The sequence below is a fragment of the Verrucomicrobium sp. BvORR106 genome (genome assembly GCF_000739655.1).
Classification (GTDB): domain Bacteria; phylum Verrucomicrobiota; class Verrucomicrobiia; order Verrucomicrobiales; family Verrucomicrobiaceae; genus Verrucomicrobium.
On the sequence record NZ_BATR01000033.1, the window covers coordinates 1 to 19,750 of the forward strand.

A 19,750-nucleotide genomic window follows, 5' to 3' on the forward strand; every position below is an offset into this window, starting at 1 on the left:
CAATGGTCGGACGATCTCCGCGCCATCACCGGTCAGGCCGGGGAGATCCCTCTCGTTTACCTATCAGACGCTGGGGGCCGCTGGGCAGGCCCAGTTGATGGCCGCCGACCTGGATCCGCACCTGTACATGGTGGGGCCGCATTACATGGTGCCCAGTGCCATCAACAGCCGCTATGCGGGGCGTCATGGGGAGGGCATCCACCTCGCGGCAGACGGAGAGCGCTGGTACGGCGAGCAGGTGGCCAAGGTGGTGCGCCGTGTCTTGATTGAGAAGGAAGACTGGCAGCCGCTGCGCCCCTGGCGGGCCGTACTGGAGGCGGGACGCTCCTCCGTGTTGGTGGACTTCATCGTGCCGCGTCCGCCTCTGGTGCTGGAGGAGGCGTTTCTGCCGCGCCAGCAATCGACTGCTGGAAAACCGGGCACGTATGGCTCACTGGCTGGCTTCCAGCTTCGCAACCAATCAGGGGCGGTCATCGCACTTGAGGCCGTGCAATTGTCATCCGCTGCGCAAGTCCGGCTCAAGTTGGCGGTTCCGTTGCCTCCGGGCGACCAGATCAAGATCAGCTACGGTGTCCCCTATCTTGGAGCGGTCGGCCGCATCACGGCCGTGCGGTTGATGCCGGTCGTGGAAGGGCAGCCTGCCATCGCGGAGCTGGTGGTGGCACGGGAGGGCTCATCGATCTCTTTGAAGTTGGACGAAGGCACTTGTTACATCGCGAACCAGGCCCCGGCTGCTGCCGCCACCCGGGCACCCATCCGGGATCTGCGGGAGGAGGATGGGAAGATCGTGATCCGGATTGAGAATCGCGAACTTCGCAACCAGGTGCCTTTTCAGGAAGGGCAGACGCTGGTGGCCTACCGCGCGTTTTCCTACGGCAACCTGCGGGATTCCGATCCCGAGAAGGCGGTCTATGCCTTCGGGGATCGGGAGTATGGGACGCGTGCCGGACAACCGTATCCCCTGTGGAACTGGTGTGTGCTGTTCAACTCGTTCCCGGTGGATGAGTTGTCACCATGAACCGCGGGCGAGAATGCCGTCAATCGCTGGCAGGTTCGTTCCCTTCAATCAGCACCTCGTTGTCCACGTAGCTGAATTTTACCCCTGCCAGTTGGGCGATGTAGTTCAGTGCTTCATGCAGGGGGATTTGTATGAAATCGACCGACATCTTGGCTTGCCTGTCGTGCACGGACAGGTGCCTCACCGTTATCTTGAGAGGCCTCTTCTCCGGTGATGCCTCAACGATCTTGAGGCGTATGGCGGCGACCGCTTCCTCCAGGGAGGCCATGCGGAGTTTCAGCTCGGGGAGCACCGTGCGTTCAGCCAGATCTTGTATTTCTGTGGGATTGCCTTTGCTGGAGTCTTCCGCGGGTGCCGCAAGTCCGCGAATCTGCACCATGGTCAGGAGCGTCAGGCACAGAACTCCCGCTGTGGAGATCTTGAACCAGGTGCCGCGGCTCACGGGCTGGTGGTTCACCCGGGGATTTAGGATGGCAGTGATGCGTTGCTCCAGAGTGGAAGGGAGTGCCATGGCCAGCGCCGTGCCCAGGCGCTGACGTGCCACGGCCAGACTGCGTGCGGCTTCCACCAGTTGGTGGGCATAAGTGTCGGCCGGCGTGCCTTTGAGGAGGACGTGATCATCACAGGCCTGTTCCTGGGCGGTCCGCCAGGCCCTGGCGGCGATCCATACCAGAGGATTGGGCCAGTAGAGTGCTTGCACCGCTGTGGCGAGGAGACGGGAAGAGGCATCGCGGTTTCGGATGTGCCCCAGTTCGTGCAGCAGGGCGGCCTCAAGCTGAACCTCATCCCAGTCGGACGAGGCCGTCGGCAGCGCAATCACGGGTCTGCGAATGCCCCAGGTGACGGGCACGGCCAGGGTGGGACCCTGGCGCAGGCGGACACGACGTGAGATGCCCAGTGAGGTGGCCAGGTGCTTGCACAAGCGTCCTTGCCGTGACTTCGGCGTGAGATGCATGGTTTGCCCCGCCAGCTTCCTCAACTGCCGGCCGGAGATGAAACGGCGCATCAGCAAGACCCCGGCACCGGCCATCCAGATGACGATCCACGTGACTCCCGGGCTGGTTTCTTCCAGGGACTCCATCATGGAACGCCCGCCATAGATGCTGTTCGCCGGGTCCAGCTCCGCCGGTGCGTTGAAGATCGACCGCTCTCGAGACGGAGGCGGAGCCATTTCAGCCACGGTCAGACGCCACGGGGGTTCGAAGTAATAAGTCAGGGGCAGCAGGGACAGCAGCAGGAATCCCACGCGCCATGCGGCACTGCGAGCGCCTGCGGAGGCACGGCGAAAGACAGCGAGCAAAGCAAAGACGACAATCAGAATGGCACTGCTGCGCAGCCCAAGGTCAATCATGAGGAGGGTGATGGCATTCATGGCGCTGTTTTGGAATGTGAGTCCGATGTGAAAGGATGTTGATCTCAAGACGCCCGGGGCTCAGAGCCCGGCTTCCCGGCTTTTTTGATGATGTCCTCCAGCCGTTTTAACTCATCGCTGGAGAGGTCGCCGTCCTTGTCATCGACGAACGCGGCAACCGCATCGGCCAACGAGCCGCCGAAGAATGTCTTCACCACTTGTTGGAGGGCCGACCTACTTGCCGTCTGCGGGGCCTCGATCGGTTCGTACACATAACGCCCCCCTTCCTCCCGATGCTTGAGATGGCCCTTCTCCTCTAGAATGCGCAGCAGGGCGCGGATGGCGGAGTAGCTTGGTGCATCGGGAATCCCTGCCTCCACTTCGGCTGCAGAGGCGGAGCCTTTGACCAATATGAGTTCCATGATTTGCCGCTCGCGTCGGCTGAGTTCATGCAATTTCCGCTTCATGCTAATTTTTTAGCACTCGTCAGGTGCAGCTGTCGAGTGCTAAATGCTAAAAATTTAGCAGCGTGCTCGATCGCACCGATTTGTCCAACATGGCGGCATCGGGGACTCTAGAGAACAAACAAACGTTCGCCCTTCTCACTGCTTTTGCCATGTCCGAATCCACCTCTTCCCCTCACCACCCTGAAAATGGCCGCCGCACCTTTCTGCGCTCCGCTCTGACCGGGGCGGCTACGCTGGCCTCGGCTCCCTGGCTCGGAGCGGCGTCCACCCCAGAGGTGGCGCAGCCGAAGGTGGGCGTCTTTGCGGAGCCTGCTCAGGATCTGCCACTGGGTGAGGATGTGGATGTCATCGTCTGCGGGGCTGGGCCTGCCGGGATCGCTGCTGCATTGGCCGCGGCGCGGGCGGGGGCGAAGACCCGCCTCATCGAGATTCACGGTTGCCTGGGCGGGGTGTGGACGGCGGGGCTGCTGACCTACATCTTCGACTTCAACAAACCCGGCATCGCCAAGGAGATCATCCGCCGTCTGGACGAGCGGGATGCGCGTCGCAGCAAGCTGCCGGACCAGTTTGTGTATGAGCCGGAAGAGATGAAGGTCCTGCTGGAAGAGATGTGCGTGGAGGCAGGCGTGAAGATCCACCTGCACACCCGCCTCGCCGCTGCTTATCGCGATGGTCGCAAGCTCACCACGGTAATCACCGAGTCGAAGTCCGGCCGCCAGGCCTGGCGCGCCCCGGTCTTCATCGATGCCACGGGAGATGGCGACCTCGGTGCCATGGCCCGCTGTGGCTGGGACATCGGCCAAGGCGGTGCGGAATGTCCCTGCCAGCCCATGACGCTGAACACCCTGGCCGTGGTGAAGGATGCGGAGGCGCTCAAGAACTATATTTCCTTCTACCAAGTCACGCCGGAGAACCGCAAGGGCATGTGGGACTGGCACCACCAGGCCACAGAGGGCTTCAAGAATGAGATCATCCGGGCCGGGTTCAAACCCTCCTACGGCATGCCCACGTTGTTCCAGGTGCGGGACAACCTCGTGATGGTGATGATCAACCATGAATATGGCATCAAGGCTTTTGACGCGCCTGCCATCACGGAGGCGACCATCCGGGCCCGCGCGGAAGTATTCAATGTGGTGCGGGGCCTGCGGAAGCTCGGTGGGCCCTGGGAGGGCATGCAGATCGTGGCCACGCCGGAGCAGATCGGCGTGCGCGATGGGCGCAGGATTCATGGACGTTATACCGTGAATCGAGATGACCTGGCCACGGGTGTGCGGCATGAGGATGCCGTGACGCGGGCCACGTTCGGTGTGGACATCCACGCCCATGACAAGGAAGCCAATGACAAAAAGGCCATCATCCATGCAGACTTCAAGTTTCACCCCTACGACATCCCTTTGCGCGCCCTGATTGCGAAGGATGTGGACGGACTCCTCATGGCGGGACGCTGCATCAGCGGGGATTTCACCGCCCACGCGAGCTATCGCGTCCACGGGGAACTCGGTGGCCATGGGCGAAGCCGCCGGTGCCACGGCGGCAGTGGCGGCCAGAACCAAGCGTCCTCCGCACGAGGTGGCCTGGAGCGAAGTCAAGGCGGTGCTGGAGGGGTTGCAGAAGGAGGTGTAGTGCAGTCATGCTGCGACATCGCACGACTGGAGGATTGTGGGCTCTGATGGGGGGCTAAGGGTTATAGGATATCACAAGGGGTGCCAAAGCGGTGATTCTCACCGCAGTCCCAAAAGCGCTGCGCGCTCAGGGGTTGGACGTGATGAGAAGCTTGGGGAGCGCACGCATCTTGCGTGCTGTTCCTGGCATCCTGCCGGGAACGATGATGTGGCAAGCTGTATGGCACCTCTTTTGCCTGAAGACCGTCAACACCTGATCCCGACTTGTCGGGATTTTGGGAGTGCGGCGAGAATCGCCGCTTTCGGGAGCCCTGTGTCGGACAAATGGAGTGTTGAGGAAAGCAGAGTGGCAAGGCGTCCTTGAAGCGGGATCCGCCAGTTGGCAAAGGGTTATAGGAAATCACAATTGCGTTGGACGCGTTGATTTGAATGGGAAATCTTAGGGGCTTGCAGTGCTGGAGAAATCCAGCTCGGATACATCCACCCGTCCCACCGTATCCGATCCTCTGTGCCAGCGCGCCCCCTGCTTGCTTGGCTACAAGAGATAGGATCGTTTAGGCGGTTCTAAAGCCCTTGCCTATGGTGCGGGGGACGGGGTGGCCGTACCCCATGAGCATGGAAATGGAAACACTTACCCCCAAGACCCCGTCCGCCCGGCGCCGGAGGCTTCGCCCGAGGATCGCCATGGTTTCCACCCACGGTTATGTCGCTGCCAATCCGCCGCTGGGCGCACCCGATACTGGAGGTCAGGTGGTGTATGTGCTGGAGCTCTCCCGCAAGCTGGCCCAACTGGGTTTCAAGGTGGATATCTGGACGCGCAGGTTCGAGGAACAGCCTGAACGTGAGGTGGTAGATGAGAATGTGACCATTCTGCGGATGCCCTGCGGAGGGAAAGATTTCATTCCCAAAGAAACGCTGGTGAACAAGCTGCCAGAGTGGGTGGAGCATGCGCTGCGCTACATTGACCGGCATGATTACTCTTATCAGTTCATCAACAGCCACTACTGGGACGCCGGCGTGGCTTCACAAAGAATGGCAGAGGCGCTCGGCATTCCGCATGTGCACACGCCTCACTCACTGGGCGCGTGGAAGCGCAGCCAGATGAAGGCCGATGCTCCAGAGGAGGTGGCCGATCTCGACAAGAAATACAACTTCCCCGTGCGCATTCGCGAGGAGCAGGCGCTCTACCGGGCCTGTGATCTGGTCGTGGCCACCTCTCCGCAGCAGTTCGACCTCCTGCGCTCTGACTACAACCTGCCTGCGGACGTCATTCGCATGATCCCACCAGGGTACGACGACACCCGCTTCTTCCCGGTGAGCATCGCGAGCCGTCAGGCGCTACGTGAGTCCTTCGGTTACCAGGGGAAGGTCATCTTCTCGCTGGGCCGCCTGGCGCGGAACAAGGGCTTTGATCTCCTTATCCCGGCCTTTGAAGTGGCGGCCGCCCGCAAGGACGATGTCTGGCTGCATCTCGCGGTTGGGCAAGTTTCCTCAGACCCCGGAAACAGTCCGCTGCTGGAGGAGATGCGCGGGCTTATTTCGCAGAGCCCCTACCGGGACCGCATTGTGCTTTCTGATTCCGTGTCCGATGAGGAGCTGGCCGACCGCTACCGTGCGGCGGACGTGTTTGCGCTCTCCAGCCGCTATGAACCGTTTGGCATGACGGCGGTGGAGGCCCTGGCCTGCGGCACACCCACCGTGGTCACCACCCATGGCGGGCTCTATCGCGCGTTGGACTTTGGCGTGCATGCCATCTATGCCGACACCCTGGACAAGGAGGAGTTCGGCATCGCCCTGCTTCAGGCCACGAAGTACGACCGCCTGCGGGAGCGTCTGGGCCGCCTGGGCAGCCAGCGGGCTCGCAGCCTCTTCACGTGGACGGGCATCGCCCAGCAGGTGCTGCGTGAGCTGGAGGACCGCCTTTCACCGGAATCCCTTCTGGACCCCCACCCTTCCTTCGTGCCGGCGGGCACCACGCCTTCGTTTGTTTGACCTTGAACCTTCTGCATGCCTGACGCTACTGAAACCTCCCCTGCCAGTCCCGTCCTGCCCATCCGGCTCGCCTGTTTCGATCTCGACGGCACCCTGCTGGGCAAGCCCGACGCCACCCTGAATTTTCAGCGGGCCTGGCTGGCTCTGCCGGAAGACACCCGCCCCGTGCTGGTGTACAACACGGGGCGCATGCTGGCGGACAGTCTGCGCCAGCTCCGCCGCACGGACCTGCCGCCGCCCGACTACCTCATCTGCGGGGTCGGCACCCTCATCTACCGCCGCGAGACGCAGGAGGTGGTGCAGGAGTTCTCGGAAATCATGAGCGGCGGGTGGAACCGGGCGAAGGCGGTGGAGGTGGTCACGCAGACCACCCATGCCGTGCCGCAGCCAGCGCACTTCCAGTCCCCTTTTAAATCAAGCTGGTACCTCCACCATGCCTCCGCCGAGGTCATCGACGGCCTGCGTGCCGCGCTGGAGACGGCCGGGCTCCAGGCCACGGTGGTGTACTCCAGTGATCGGGACCTCGACGTGTTGCCCATGCTGGCGGACAAGGGCAACTCCCTGGACTGGTTGCTCAATCACCTGGGCATCTCCACGGCCGAGACCCTGGTGGCCGGGGATACAGGAAATGACGCCGCCATGTTCCACCTGGAAGACGTGCGCGGCATTGTGGTGGAAAACGCCCAGCCCGAGCTGCTGGAGGCCGTGCTGACCACCCGGCCGTACATGGCCCATGCCATTTGCGCAGATGGCGTGCTGCTGGGCATGAAGCACTTCGGCCTCATCCAGGTCCTTCCGGCTCCCACCCCGGAGGATCCCAGCCACACGCGATTCACTCCAGAGATCCAGCAACTGCTCCAGCAGGCCCCCACCGATGAACTGAAGCCGGAGGAGGTGGAGTTCTTGAAGACGGCCTACCAGAAGGCCGTGGAGGCACTCAAGAAGAACATCACCCCCATGGGCTTTTCCGCCTGCTCGCTGGCGGAGAATGAAGTGCGCGGCACGGATGCGAACTACCGCAGCGTCTGGGGCCGGGACGGGGCCATCACCGTGATCGGCTGCATGAGCCTGGAGGACGCCGAGGTGGCGGAGTGCCGGGTGCGCACTCTGGAGACCCTGCTCTCCAATGTCTCGCCCAATGGTCAGATCCCGGCCAACGTCAACATCGACACCGGACTGCCTGACTACTCTGGTGTGGGCGGCATCTGTGCCATCGACAGCGGCCTGTGGGTCGTCATCGCCGCGTATGAGCATGTCCGCACCAGCAAGGATCTCCCGTTTGCGCGCAAGTGGGTCGGCACCCTGCAGAAAGCCATGGACTGGCTGGCGGCGCATGACTCGAACAACGACGGACTCCTGGAGATCCCGGAAGCAGGCGACTGGACGGATCTCTTCGGTCGCTCGTACAACGTGCTGCTGGACGAGGTGCTCTGGTACCGGGCGAACATCGCCTTTGGCCGCCTGCTGGAGATGCTGGGCGTCTCTGGTCGCGCTGGCGACTACGTGCGCCGTTCCCAGACGATCAAGGCCGTGATCATGCAGCGGTTCTGGCCCAGCACCGCCCCGGTGCCTGAGGCCTCGCCGCGCAGCTTCGCGGACATGCAGTACAGCCTGGGCGACACCAGCTACCTGCTGGCCCAGGTCACCCCGTTTGCCTTCAACTGGCGCTGTGACGTTTACGGCAACATCCTCGCGTTCCTCTTCAACGTCATGGATCTGGACCGGGCCCGCCACGCCTTTCGCTTCATGTGGGGGGTGGGGGTGAATGACCCCTTCCCTGTGGCCAATCTGTACCCGGTGGTCCAGCCGGGCGATCCCGACTGGCGACCGTACTACACGGTGAACCTGCTCAACCTCCCCGGGCATTATCACAACGGCGGCATCTGGCCGTACATCGGCGCGGCTTGGGTGCGCTTTGTGAACCGGCTCGGGTTGCGCGTCCTGGCGCGGCAGGAGCTGCTCAAACTCGCCCGGCTGAACCAGCGCGGCGTGCTGGGGGATTGGGAGTTCAACGAGTGGGCGCACGCCCGCACGGGCAACCCCATGGGCAAGATCAAGCAGGCCTGGTCGGCTAGCGAATTCCTGCTCGCCTGCGAGGAACTGGAAATTCAGTCACATTTTTGACCGATTGTTCACAAGTCCGCCGGAGCGGCCGTCCCGGCCCTGCATTCGCCCTTGCATCCCGCCCCGTGAAAGCTATGTAGCGCGCCTTTGCAGAATTTATTGCTCCGCAGAAAACACGATGAACAAAGCCATCCTCTCGAAAGCCGCCAATGAAGCCCGTGGCCTTGCCATGGACGCCGTCCACAAGTGCAACTCCGGTCACCTGGGTCTGCCTCTTGGCGCCGCGGAAGTAGGAGCCGTGCTTTTCGGCGAGACCCTGCAGTGCGATCCTGCCAGCCCCAAGTGGCTCAACCGCGACCGCTTCATCCTCTCCGCCGGTCACGGCTCCATGTTCATCTATTCCTGGCTGGCCCTTTCCGGCTATGACCTTTCCGTTGAGGAGTTGAGCAAGTTCCGCGCGCTGCGCAGCCACACCCCGGGTCACCCAGAGTCCTTTGAGACCGTGGGCGTGGAGTGCACCACCGGCCCCCTCGGCCAGGGCGTGGGCAACGCCGTCGGTTTCGCGCTGAGCGGCAAGATGGCCGCCGCGAAGTACAACACCGCGGAGCACACCATTTTTGACAACCACATCATCGCTCTCGCCGGCGACGGCTGCCTTCAGGAAGGCGTGGCCCGTGAAGCGGTGGCCTTCGCCGCCCACAACGGCCTGGACAACCTGATCCTCATTTTCGACTCCAACGACGTCACGCTCGACGCCATGGCGAAGGTGACCCAGAGCGAAGACACCCAGAAGCTTTTCGAAGCCCTCGGCTGGGACGCCGTGACCATCGACGGTCACGATCTCGACGCCATCAAGAGCGCCGTGGAGACGGCCAAGGCCACGAACAACGGCAAGCCCAAGATCATCATTGCCAAGACCCTCATCGGCAAGGGCATCCCGGAAGTGGCCGGCACGGCCAAGGCCCACGGTGAAGGCGGCGCCAAGTTCATCGACGCCGCCCGTCTGGCTCTCGGCCTTCCTGCCGACCAGCACTTCTTCGTGAGCGACGAGGTGAAGGCTTACTTCGCCGACCTCAAGGCCCAGCGTGGTGCCGCACACGCCGAGTGGACCAAGACCTTTGACGCCTGGGCGGCCGCCAACCCGGCGCTTAAGGGCGAGCTGGACAACAGCGTGAACTACGAGCATTCCGCTGAGGAGTTGCTGAAGCTCATCCCCGAGTATCCCGCTGAGAGCAAGGCCGCCACCCGCAACAGCGGTGGTGAGATCTTGAACCACATCGCCAAGGCCGTTCCGAATGTCATCACCGGCAGCGCCGACCTCTTCGGTTCCACCAAGAATTACATCAAGGACGGTGGCGATTACTCCGCCGCGAACCCGACCGGCCGGAACATCTGGTTCGGCATTCGTGAGCACGCCATGGGCGCCATCTGCAACGGCGTGGCTTATGACGGCCTCTTCCGCATCAGCGGTGCCACCTTCTTGGTGTTCGCCGACTACTGCCGCCCCAGCATCCGTCTGGCCTCCCTGTCCAAGCTCCCTGTGGCTTATATCTTCACACATGACTCCGTGGGAGTGGGTGAAGACGGCCCGACCCACCAGCCGGTGGAAACCGTCAGCGGTCTGCGCGTGATCCCGAACCTCGATGTCATCCGCCCGGGCGACAGCGAAGAGTGCGCCGCTGCTTTTGCCGCTGCCTACAGCCGCAACGATGGCCCGACGCTTCTGGCCCTCTCCCGTCAGGACCTGCCCAACCAGGGCGGCACCCCTGCCTCCGTCCGTCGCGAAGGCACCCTCAAGGGTGGCTATGTGCTCGTGAAGGAAACCGGCGCGCTCAAGACCATCCTCCTCGCCACCGGCTCCGAAGTGCAGCATGCCGTGGATGCCGCCAAGCAGCTTGGCGAAGGCGTCCGCGTCGTCAGCCTTCCCTGCTTCGAGCGCTTCGACCGCCAGACCCAGGCCTACCGCGATGAAGTGCTGCCTCCCGCAGTCACCAAGCGCGTCGCCATCGAGGCCGGTGTTTCCGCCCTCTGGTGGAAGTACGTCGGCACCGAAGGCAAGATCATCGCCATCGACCGCTTCGGCCTCAGCGCCCCTGGCAATGTCGTCATGAAGGAACTCGGCATCACCGCCGACAGCGTTGTGGCCGCTGCGCAGTAAGCTGAGCAGACCGCAGATCATTTGAGAACCGGGCAATCCGAAAGGGTTGCCCGGTTTTTTGTTGGGGGAAGGTTGGATCCCGCTGCGACGCTTGATTTCATGGAGAAAAACTGATGAGATGAGCGCAAGCGCATCTCCATCTCCCGACCCCTCCGCCCTATGAATGTGTCAGCTATCGTGAGGCATTGCCTTCAGCTCAGCGGATGGCTCTGTCTGGGGCTCGTGTTTTCGTGCCCGGCAAATGCGCAAGACATCAAGATCCCGGATTCGCTTCCCGCCGAGGTAGTGGCGGCTTTCGAGGCGGCGAAGACGGCGAAACTGTATTCCCTAGAACCTGCGGGAGAGATGCTGCCGCAGCATGAGCGTTTGCACAACGAACGGGTCCTGGGTGACACCACACTGACCTGGGAGCAAACCGCGACGGCGTTTCGATTGGTAAAAAAAGGGGTTGCCGAGGGTTTTGATCGTCTGGCCTTCTGCTTTTCGCCCAGACACGCCCTTCGCGTCACCACGAGGGAGCATCATTATGATCTCGTGATCTGCTTCGAGTGTGTAAGGGTCGACGTCTATCGTGACCAGGAGCGGCTTTCCTCCGTTGGGCTGACGGCTTCACCCGAGTACTTCAACGCGCTGCTCAAAGCGGGCCGCGTGCCTCTTTCGGATAGTAGCTATGAAGTGTTGGCGAAGGAGGAGAAGTATTACTCAGACAGAGAAGCCCGGTGGCTGTCCGCCATGCCAGAGTCAATCCGGCCAGTTTGGACGGCCTGGCAAGCGGAAGGCGAGAAGAGAGATCTGAAGAAGCTGCAGGTACTTCTGGCAAAGCAGTTTCCCAAGGCAGAGGACCGTATTCTGGCTCTCTTTGCCTGGTATGCTCAGGACGACCGCTGGCCCTCGAACTCCAACTACGCGTCAGCCCCCAGGTTGATGCTGGAGGAGTACGGCGACGCGGATTTCGTGACCGTTGGACAGCGGGACGATTTCACAACAGCCCAGCTCGAAGGCGCGGCCAGATACCTGGTTGGCTGGCCGACCACAAGGCTGGCCGTGCTGCCCGCGAAGCTGAAACAGAAACTGCTGGCTCACGTCACCAATCAGAAGGATGCCCAAAAGATCGCATGGGCCAGGCACGCTTTTGGGCAAAAGTAGATCAGCGCAGGTTGTTTTATCAAAGCCGGATGAGAGCTGCCGCCGACTGAAGTTGGTACTCCAACCCCGCCATCGGGAACGGAGAGGGTTGGAGTTCCGCATTTATGCGGTCAGGGCCGCATTTCCCAAGCCTACCTGTAAGGCAATAAGCTTCCTCGAACCTGACGTCTCCGCCCCCCATCAAACATCCGCAGACCAATGTACGCCAGTCTACGCCTCTGCACCCCCAACACCTTGACGTACCGACGCACTGCCCACTGACTTACCGGCTCCCCCTTTTCCCCTTCTCCCTTGACCCTCCCTTGCCCTTCTTCACCCCATACTTCACCTTCTTCTGCGCGGGCATCATGCCGGTGTCTTCAATGCCCGCCTGCTTCTTGAGCTCGCGGATCTGGTCACGCAGCAGGGCGGCGCGTTCGTACTCCATCTTCACCGCCGCCTCCGCCATCTCCGACTCCAGTTCACGAATCACCTCCGTCACGGCATAGCCGCCGGCTTCATCGCGCACCACGCTTTCTTCCACATCCCGGGCGGCCTGGTAGGTGTGCAGGCTTTCCTGCACGGCGCGTTGCACGGTCTGCGGGGTGATGCCGTGCTTCTCGTTGTGATCTTCCTGCCTTTCGCGGCGGTAGGCGCTGATGTTGATGAGGGCCTGGATGCTCTGCGTGATCTGGTCGGCAAAGAGCACCACCTCCCCGTTCACGTGGCGGGCGGCGCGACCGGCCGTCTGCAGCAGGGAGGTCTCGCTGCGCAGGAAGCCTTCCTTGTCCGCATCCAGGATGCACACGAGGCTCACCTCGGGAAGGTCCAGGCCCTCCCGCAGGAGGTTGATGCCCACCAGGATGTCGAACTCCCCGGCGCGCAGGGCGCGGAGGATCTCCACGCGCTCGATGGCGTCGATCTCGCTGTGCAGGTATCGAACCTTCAGGTCCAGGTTGCGCAGGTAGTCGGTGAGGTCCTCGGCGGTACGCTTGGTCAGGGTGGTCACCAGGACGCGCTCCTTCTTCTCGATGCGCTGGCGGCAGAGCTCGATGGTCTCATCGATCTGACCCTTGAGCGGGCGCATGGTGACGATGGGATCCAGCAGTCCGGTGGGGCGGATGATCTGCTCCACGATGAGATGACGGCCCTTCGCGTTGACGTCGAATTTCTCCAGCGACTCAGCACTGCCGGAGATGCGGGCGATGGGTTTTGCCCTCGAACCCGGAACCATCGCAGGCACGCCCTCGTCCTCGCCGATGCGCTCGCGCTTGTGCGGGATGTATCCGGTGTTGCCCACGATGCTGTTTTCGATCTCGAACGTGGCGGGCGTGGCGCTCACGTACACGATCTGTTGCATCTTCTTCATGAACTCCGGGAACTTCAGCGGCCGGTTGTCCATGGCACTGGGCAGGCGGAAGCCGTGCTCCACCAGCACCGTCTTGCGGGAGCGGTCGCCCTCGTACATGCCGCCGATCTGCGGCACGGTGACGTGGCTTTCATCCAGGAAGAGCATGAAATCATTGCGGAAGAAGTCCAGCAGTGTGCCCGGGGTGCTGCCGGGTTCGCGGGAGGCCAGGTGGCGGCTGTAGTTCTCGATGCCCTGGCAGAAGCCCATCTCCTGCATCATCTCAATGTCGTACTCCGTGCGCATGCGCAGGCGCTGCGCCTCGAGCAGCTTGCCCTGCTGCTCGAACTCCGCGATGCGCGCCTCCAGCTCCTCGCGGATGGCCTTGATGGCGCGCCGCAGCTTGTCCGCCGGGGTGACGAACTGCTTGGCCGGGTAAAAGGTATAACCCGGCAGCTGGCCCGTGGCGGTGCCGGTGAGCGGATTGAAGACGCTTATGCGGTCGATCTCATCCCCGAAGAACTCCACACGCATGGCCTCGTCTTCCAGGTAGGCGGGAAAGACTTCGATGACATCGCCACGTGCCCGAAACTTGCCGCGGCTGAAGGCGATGTCATTGCGCTCATAGAGCATGTCCACCAGACGGGTGAGGAAGGTCTCGCGAGTGATCACATCGCCCACCTTCACGGGCAGCATCATGCCTTCATAGTCCTCGGGCGAGCCCAAGCCGTAGATGCAGGACACGCTGGCCACGACAATGACGTCCTTCCGCGTGAGCAGGGCCCCCATCGTGGAGAGGCGCATGCGCTCGATCTCCTCATTGATGCTGGAGTCCTTCTCAATGTAGGTGTCTGAGCGCGCGATGTAAGCCTCGGGCTGATAGTAGTCGAAGTAGCTGACGAAGTACTCGACGGCGTTGTTGGGGAAGAAGTTCTTGAACTCCGAGTACAGCTGCGCCGCCAGCGTCTTGTTGTGCGACATGATCAATGCCGGTTTGCCGATCTGCGCGATGATGTTCGCCATCGTGAAGGTCTTGCCCGATCCGGTCACGCCCAGCAGGGTCTGGTGCCGGTTGCCAGCGCGGACGGATTTCACCAGCTTGGCGATGGCCTGGCCCTGGTCACCTTCGGGCGAGTAGTGCGAGTTGAGTTGAAACGGGCTGCTCACCTGAACACCTATCACAGCTGGAGGCAGGATGCAAATCCTGCGAAAAGTAACACTTCTCTGCCGCGAAAAAGACAACCGTGCCGCCCGGCAATCGCGAAGGGTTGATGTTGCCCCCATGGAAGCTGCGACCTCCTGTCCCCACAGCGATCTTGCTTTCTAGTTGGCAAAAGCAATAGTTCACGTTATATCGCCGCGCGGTGCGTGGTGAAAGCTATCACCGCAAAAACAGTACCACCATCGACCCCAACAATATCATTATGAAATCCACTCTCGTCGCCCTCGTGCTGGCTACCGCCGCTCTGACCCTGGCTTCCTGCGCTTCCAAGAAGCAAGCTCCTGCTCCCGCTCCTGTGGACACGGGCGTGCACAGCGGCAAGTAATCCAGCTTGTATTGCACTTTGATCAGGCGCGCAGGGGCAACCCAGCGCGCCTTTTTGTTTCAAGGTTCTGGACAAAATGTGTCCAGACGCTGGAATAAGGGCGGTACCTGAAACGTCTCATGAGAGGGATCTTAACAGCTTTGTTAAAAACCCCGCCTGAGACCCAGGACTAAATAAAAACGCCAACCCAACCAACCAACCGTTCATCCAACAACCACGTCATCATGATCCGTATTCTTTCCCTTGCCGCCGCTGTCGCCACGCTGAGCCTCGCCTCCTGCGCCTCCCTGAAAAAAGATCACGGCGCCTGCTGTGATTCCAAGAAGTCTCCTGCTGCCCAGAAAGAGTGCTGCGACAGCAAGGACAAGGCCAAGGGCAAGAAGGCTGACGCCTGTTGCTCCGCCGAAGCGGCCAAGCCTGCCAAGAAGAAGTAATTCTTCCGACAACGCTTCACGTTGTCTCTTCATCCGCCGTTCCGGGTTCGTTTCCGGGACGGCGGTTTCTTTTTCCGGCCTGGGCTCGTCTTGCCGTGGGGCTGGCGCATGTCAGGCACCTTCACCCGCCCGTGCGGCACGCTGAGATGGGCATGCCCTGCCGCTACAAAGCGCCATTGGAAGTCCACCGCCTGGCTGATGCCGACCCGGATGTCCTCGGCCACCACCTGCCCTGGGGCCAGTGGCACAGCGGGACGGCGCAGGCCCACCCCCGCTGGCTGGTGCGGGCCGACCAAGGGCGTGCCATGGGCCTCTCCCGTGATGCCCATGGCCATGGCCAGCTTGCCTGGGCCTGAGCACAAGTCGCGCAAGTTCTCGCGGCCACGGCGCTGCTGCATCAGTGGGATGCCGGTGCGGGGCTCCAGGGCCCGGATCAGGATCATTCCGTTCTGCGGGCCCCCCTTCACCAGCAGATTGAAGAGCCAGTACATGCCGTAGTTGAAGTACACGTAGGCTGTACCCGGCGACATCAGGCGGATGAACTCACGGGCACTGGGTCGGGTGGCGGTATGACTGGCGGCATCACCGGCCTCCGCATACGCTTCCGTCTCCACAATGACGCCACTGCATCCATGCCACACGAGCTCCACGCCGATGAGGTCACGGGCGACCGTCAGCACATCCCTCTGGAAGAAGTCTTGCTTCAGCATCATGCTTTTGTTTGATGGAAGAATCGCCGGTAGCGACGATTCTGGGGTGTCATCGTCCACGGGGGCGGCCACTACGGAATGAAAACGATGGGAACCGGCACTGCAACACCCTACCATGGCTGACGAACTGAGCACGATGCGAGCGGCTGAGCCCAGCAGCGCTGCCACCGATACCGGCGTAGGGCCGATTGAGGGAGGGGCATATCTGCGGGTGCTCCGCCAGGAGCAACTCAAGAACGCGCGCTCGTTTCACTGGTACCGCCTCGTGGCGGTGACGGGCTTCCTGGCGCTGGAGCTCTGGCTTCATGGCATCGAGTGGCTGGTGGAGGGGCGCGCCTCCACGTTCTCCATTCTGCTGGCCTATTGGGCCATTGTCCTGGTGCTGCTGGTGGGCACCATCCTCTCGCCCCGCATTGGCAGGCTGGGCAGCCTGGCGGTGCCCTTCCTGGACATGCCCATGGTGTTCTTCTGCCAGTGGAACCTCATCGCCACCATGCCGGCGGATCCGCGTATCGCGGGGAATTTCACCATCGGCATCTTTGTCTCTCTCATCATGCTGGCGGCCAGCTCCTTGGAACGCTGGCAGATCTATCTGGCTGGCGTGCTGGCCACCGTCCTCCAGTTCGTCCTGCATCGTGCGGCGGGAGAGAGCCTTTTCGGAACCATCGGAGGCGCGGTGGTCATTCTTGTTGCCGCCGCCATGTGTGACTTTGCCCGGCGCAACCGTCTGGCCGCCATCGAGGCGCTCTATCAGGAGCAGGTGCGGCGGGAGCGGCTGGGCCGCTACTTCTCTCCCCAAGTGGCCATCGAGATCGAAAAAGGCACTTCAGGCCTCAGCGACGGCCAGTGGTGTGAGGTCACCGTGCTTTTCAGTGATCTGCGGGACTTCACCACCTTGTCCGAGCGGCTGGATACCCAAGAGATCGTGAAGCTGCTCAATCAGTACTTCGAGCACATGGTGCACCTTGTCTTTGAGCACGGGGGCACGCTCGACAAGTACATCGGCGATGGGATGATGGCCTACTTTGGGGCACCCCTGACCACCCCCAACCATGCCGAGCGGGCCGTGCGCTGCGCCCTGGCCATGAAAACTGCGCTGGTGGAGATCAACCTCCGCCGTGCCGCCAAAGGAGAACCGCAGCTGCGCATGGGTGTGGGCTTGCACACCGGCATGGCCGTGATCGGCAGCATCGGGGCCCCGCACCGGCGGGAGTACACCGCCATCGGCGACACCGTGAACCTGGCTGCCCGCATTGAGCAGCTCACCAAGAAGCATGACGAAGATATCCTGCTCTCCAGCGATACCCGGGATCGCGCCGGTACGGAGCTGAAGTTCAAGGAGATCACTGAGACGACCGTGAAGGGCCGCCATGCCAGCGTCCGGGTGTTTGCCCCGGTTTAGGCACCAGTCCGCCTGTCACAACTTCGGCGGGTTTTGACATAAAGGGGGTAAACCATGTTCTGTCCGCTTCCCACCTACAAGCCCGACCACGGGGTGCTCCACCCTGGCCCGGTGTTTCGTCCCGTCCTCAAGACCGTTCTGGCCCGGGCGTGCGCGTGTGCCGTGGGGGTGTTGGTGGTGGATGCCCTGCTGCATCCCCACTCAGCGGCAGCTCAGCCCGCCGCGGAAGCGACCGCCGCCTCCCCCAGCATCTCCATGCCTGCTCCCGTCCAGACCCGTGATCTCGCCGCGCGTTTCCAGCCGTTCCCTCCTGAGGCCCGGCAGGCCCTGCTCAAGACGTTCCCCGGGGGCCGCGGGGATGCATCGCATCTGGCAGACAGCTTTGAGGGGGACTGGTACGTGCACGAGGGGGATCTCATCGTGGACAGTGGTTTCAGGAACAACCTCAACCTGGTGGTTCGGGGCAACCTGATAGTCCGGGGCGTGCTCAGTGATCTGGATGACTCCTCCAGCCTGGTGGTGACCGGAGACGTGCTGGCGCATCACATCCTCAGCCGCCAGTTGCTGGTGGTGCTGGGTTCACTGCGCTGCAGCGGCCTCGTGCATGCGGACTATAACGACTGGTCCTTCGAAGTTTGGGGACCCGTCTTTGAGAGCCGGGCCTACATCATCACGGACCGCTCCACCATGCACCCCGATGATCCGAAGGTGGAGTACCTTTACAACGCGGACTCCGCCACCGGCAAGGGAACGGCAGAGAAGGTCCTGCACGAATCCCTCGTGCGCTGGCAGGATGAAGAGGGCGACCAGTACCGCCGGGAGATGCAGAAAGGCAAGGTCCAGTGGCTCGACGAAGAGGGAACTCCCCTGGAGACTGCCGCCGCCAAGAAGCTCAAGATCACTGGAAGCCTGCCCGCGGGAATCGAGGAAATAGCCGCGGTCTGTGACACCGGCAGGTCCCCTTTCATCACCCCGGTCCTGAAGCACCAGGACTGGCGGCTGGATCCCACGACGGATGCAGGCGTGGTGGCAGATCATGCCGCGGCCAAAGACGTAAGCGAAAGGACCGCTGCGGCGGGACATTCGCGCCTGCCGCAGGAGTGGGTGGTGCGTCTGGCCGCCGATCCCGCCCACGAGGTGCGTCGTGTGGTGGTTCATCATCCCGAACTGCCGGCAAAGGAGGCCGCCGCCCTGGCGGCCGATCAGGAGGCGAGCGTCCGCCAGCAGGTGGCGGCGAGCCGTCATGCCGCAGCCCTCCTGGAAGGGCTGGTGGCGGATCCTGAAACCAGTGTCCGCCGGGCCTGTGCCTCCCATCCCGCTCTGACGGATGATCAGCGCCGCCGCCTGTTGCACGACCCGGAGAAACGCGTGCGCCTCCGGGCCGTGCGTTACCTTCCGGTCACCGCCGCCTGGGTGAAGGAGCTTCGCAATGCGAAGGAGGAGGAGCTGGTCGCCTGGGCTGTGCAGCATGAAGGTGATGAGGTTGTTTCATCGGATCCAAGCGTCGCCATGAACGCGGGCGATTGGAAGAAAGACCTCGCAGATGAGCGTCCCGCCGTCCGCGTGGCCGCTCTGGGCAAGGCACCTCGTGGTGAACTGTTCCCGTACTTGCAGGAACAGCAGCCCCAGTTCGCAAAGGACCCTTCGGCAGATGTGCGGCGCGCCCTGGCCATGGCCTCCCGGGATGCTGCCACGCTGGAGCTCTTGAGCAAGGATGCGGACGAATATGTGCGGCGCTTTGCGCTGGATAACCTTTCTGTTGCTCCTGCCGTGTTGGTTCAGGAAGCCCGTCGACTGGCGGCGGCACCGGCGGATTCCTGGAACACCAGCTCCGAGAAGTATCTTGAGCATTCCAGCAACGTTCACGATCTCCTTGAGCATCCCCGCCTTCCGGAGGAGGCCGTGCGCATCATCGCCAAGGTCTATCCGCGTCTCTGGCGCATGGAGCCGCGCCGCAACATGCCTCTGGATGTCATCCTCGAACGTGCCGTGATCGACAGCGCCGACGTGGAACTCGCACCCGGTTTTGAGAAATGGAAACAAGCCGCCGCCAAACCTGGGAGTGACATAGGTCCCGTACTGGCTGCTTTTCTGGAAACCGAAAGTGATTACCTGAAATCCTGCGCCCGTATGCACGCTCAGACTCCGGTCAAGGCCTTGTTGAAACACGCCCGCTCGCTGGAGGGCGACAAGTACTCGCTGGAAGAAGTGGCCAAAAACCCCCGGCTCGCCTTAGACTCGCCTGAGGCGGAAGAACTGCGCCAATACCTTCTCAAGCTCCCAGAAGGAGCCGCAGACCGGGCCCTGTCGGGCAATCCCGACCTGCCCGCCCAAGTGCTGAAGGAGCTGGCCAAACGCGGTGCGGATGATGCCAATCTCACACTCTGGCAGGCACATGGTGTGGTGATCAAGGATTGATGGGACGCGGGCTGCTCGGGCCAAGAAACTTCCATCCTCACACCAAGGCACAAAGAGCTTCGGGCAACGTGGGGCGTCCCACGGATGACAACCC

At 62.3% G+C, this 19,750-nt stretch carries 14 protein-coding genes; 10 read left to right on the forward strand and 4 right to left on the reverse strand.

All coding sequences use genetic code 11. The features are described 5' to 3' along the window. The coding region (locus BV106_RS05640; protein WP_051945176.1) for a hypothetical protein at nucleotides 1–1,018 on the forward strand (1,018 nt) is incomplete at its 5' end. A 19-nt stretch (nucleotides 1,019–1,037) separates the two neighbouring features. Here the strand turns inward: BV106_RS05640 and BV106_RS05645 are convergent. After that, complete coding sequence (locus tag BV106_RS05645) at nucleotides 1,038–2,390, reverse strand: M56 family metallopeptidase (protein WP_038161798.1); 1,353 nt, start codon at nucleotides 2,388–2,390, stop codon at nucleotides 1,038–1,040. A gap of 44 nt (nucleotides 2,391–2,434) precedes the next feature. Beyond that, nucleotides 2,435–2,836: a BlaI/MecI/CopY family transcriptional regulator gene (locus BV106_RS05650; RefSeq protein WP_038161800.1), complete on the reverse strand. Its 402-nt coding sequence runs from the start codon at nucleotides 2,834–2,836 to the stop codon at nucleotides 2,435–2,437. 149 nt (nucleotides 2,837–2,985) lie between these two features. On the opposite strand from BV106_RS05650, the gene BV106_RS05655 reads away from it, so the two are divergent. The 5 genes from BV106_RS05655 to BV106_RS05675 all read left to right on the forward strand — a co-directional run bounded on the left by BV106_RS05655 (nucleotide 2,986) and on the right by BV106_RS05675 (nucleotide 11,818). Then, nucleotides 2,986–4,506 (forward strand): FAD-dependent oxidoreductase, encoded by a 1,521-nt coding sequence (locus BV106_RS05655; protein WP_265595367.1) that lies wholly within the window; start codon nucleotides 2,986–2,988, stop codon nucleotides 4,504–4,506. 573 nt (nucleotides 4,507–5,079) lie between these two features. Continuing rightward, on the forward strand, nucleotides 5,080–6,450 hold the full coding sequence (locus BV106_RS05660) for a glycosyltransferase (RefSeq protein ID WP_051945203.1): 1,371 nt from the start codon (nucleotides 5,080–5,082) through the stop codon (nucleotides 6,448–6,450). A 15-nt stretch (nucleotides 6,451–6,465) separates the two neighbouring features. After that, on the forward strand, nucleotides 6,466–8,574 hold the full coding sequence (locus tag BV106_RS05665; RefSeq protein ID WP_051945179.1) for an HAD-IIB family hydrolase: 2,109 nt from the start codon (nucleotides 6,466–6,468) through the stop codon (nucleotides 8,572–8,574). Nucleotides 8,575–8,692: 118 nt separating this feature from the next. After that, on the forward strand, nucleotides 8,693–10,672 hold the full coding sequence (tkt, locus tag BV106_RS05670; protein WP_038161806.1) for a transketolase: 1,980 nt from the start codon (nucleotides 8,693–8,695) through the stop codon (nucleotides 10,670–10,672). Between the two features lie 159 nt (nucleotides 10,673–10,831). Beyond that, nucleotides 10,832–11,818 carry a hypothetical protein gene (locus BV106_RS05675; protein ID WP_038161809.1) on the forward strand — a complete coding sequence of 329 codons (987 nt, stop codon included), beginning with the start codon at nucleotides 10,832–10,834 and terminating at the stop codon, nucleotides 11,816–11,818. A 262-nt stretch (nucleotides 11,819–12,080) separates the two neighbouring features. Here the strand turns inward: BV106_RS05675 and BV106_RS05680 are convergent, their stop codons facing one another. Next, entirely contained in the window at nucleotides 12,081–14,312 is a 2,232-nt protein-coding gene (locus tag BV106_RS05680) for an excinuclease ABC subunit UvrB (protein ID WP_265595368.1), read from the reverse strand. 257 nt (nucleotides 14,313–14,569) lie between these two features. On the opposite strand from BV106_RS05680, the gene BV106_RS05685 reads away from it, so the two are divergent. Both BV106_RS05685 and BV106_RS05690 read left to right on the forward strand, forming a co-directional pair. Beyond that, nucleotides 14,570–14,692 (forward strand): hypothetical protein, encoded by a 123-nt coding sequence (locus BV106_RS05685; protein WP_265595369.1) that lies wholly within the window; start codon nucleotides 14,570–14,572, stop codon nucleotides 14,690–14,692. A gap of 224 nt (nucleotides 14,693–14,916) precedes the next feature. Continuing rightward, on the forward strand, nucleotides 14,917–15,126 hold the full coding sequence (locus BV106_RS05690) for a hypothetical protein (protein ID WP_038161816.1): 210 nt from the start codon (nucleotides 14,917–14,919) through the stop codon (nucleotides 15,124–15,126). 29 nt (nucleotides 15,127–15,155) lie between these two features. On the opposite strand, the gene BV106_RS05695 is transcribed toward BV106_RS05690, so the two are convergent. Next, nucleotides 15,156–15,839, reverse strand: coding sequence for a DNA-3-methyladenine glycosylase (locus BV106_RS05695; protein ID WP_051945182.1), 684 nt, complete (start codon nucleotides 15,837–15,839; stop codon nucleotides 15,156–15,158). A 112-nt stretch (nucleotides 15,840–15,951) separates the two neighbouring features. On the opposite strand from BV106_RS05695, the gene BV106_RS05700 reads away from it, so the two are divergent. Beyond that, complete coding sequence (locus tag BV106_RS05700) at nucleotides 15,952–17,238, forward strand: adenylate/guanylate cyclase domain-containing protein (RefSeq protein ID WP_051945185.1); 1,287 nt, start codon at nucleotides 15,952–15,954, stop codon at nucleotides 17,236–17,238. A gap of 54 nt (nucleotides 17,239–17,292) precedes the next feature. Then, complete coding sequence (locus BV106_RS05705; RefSeq protein ID WP_038161819.1) at nucleotides 17,293–19,656, forward strand: hypothetical protein; 2,364 nt, start codon at nucleotides 17,293–17,295, stop codon at nucleotides 19,654–19,656. Nucleotides 19,657–19,750 lie beyond the last annotated feature (94 nt).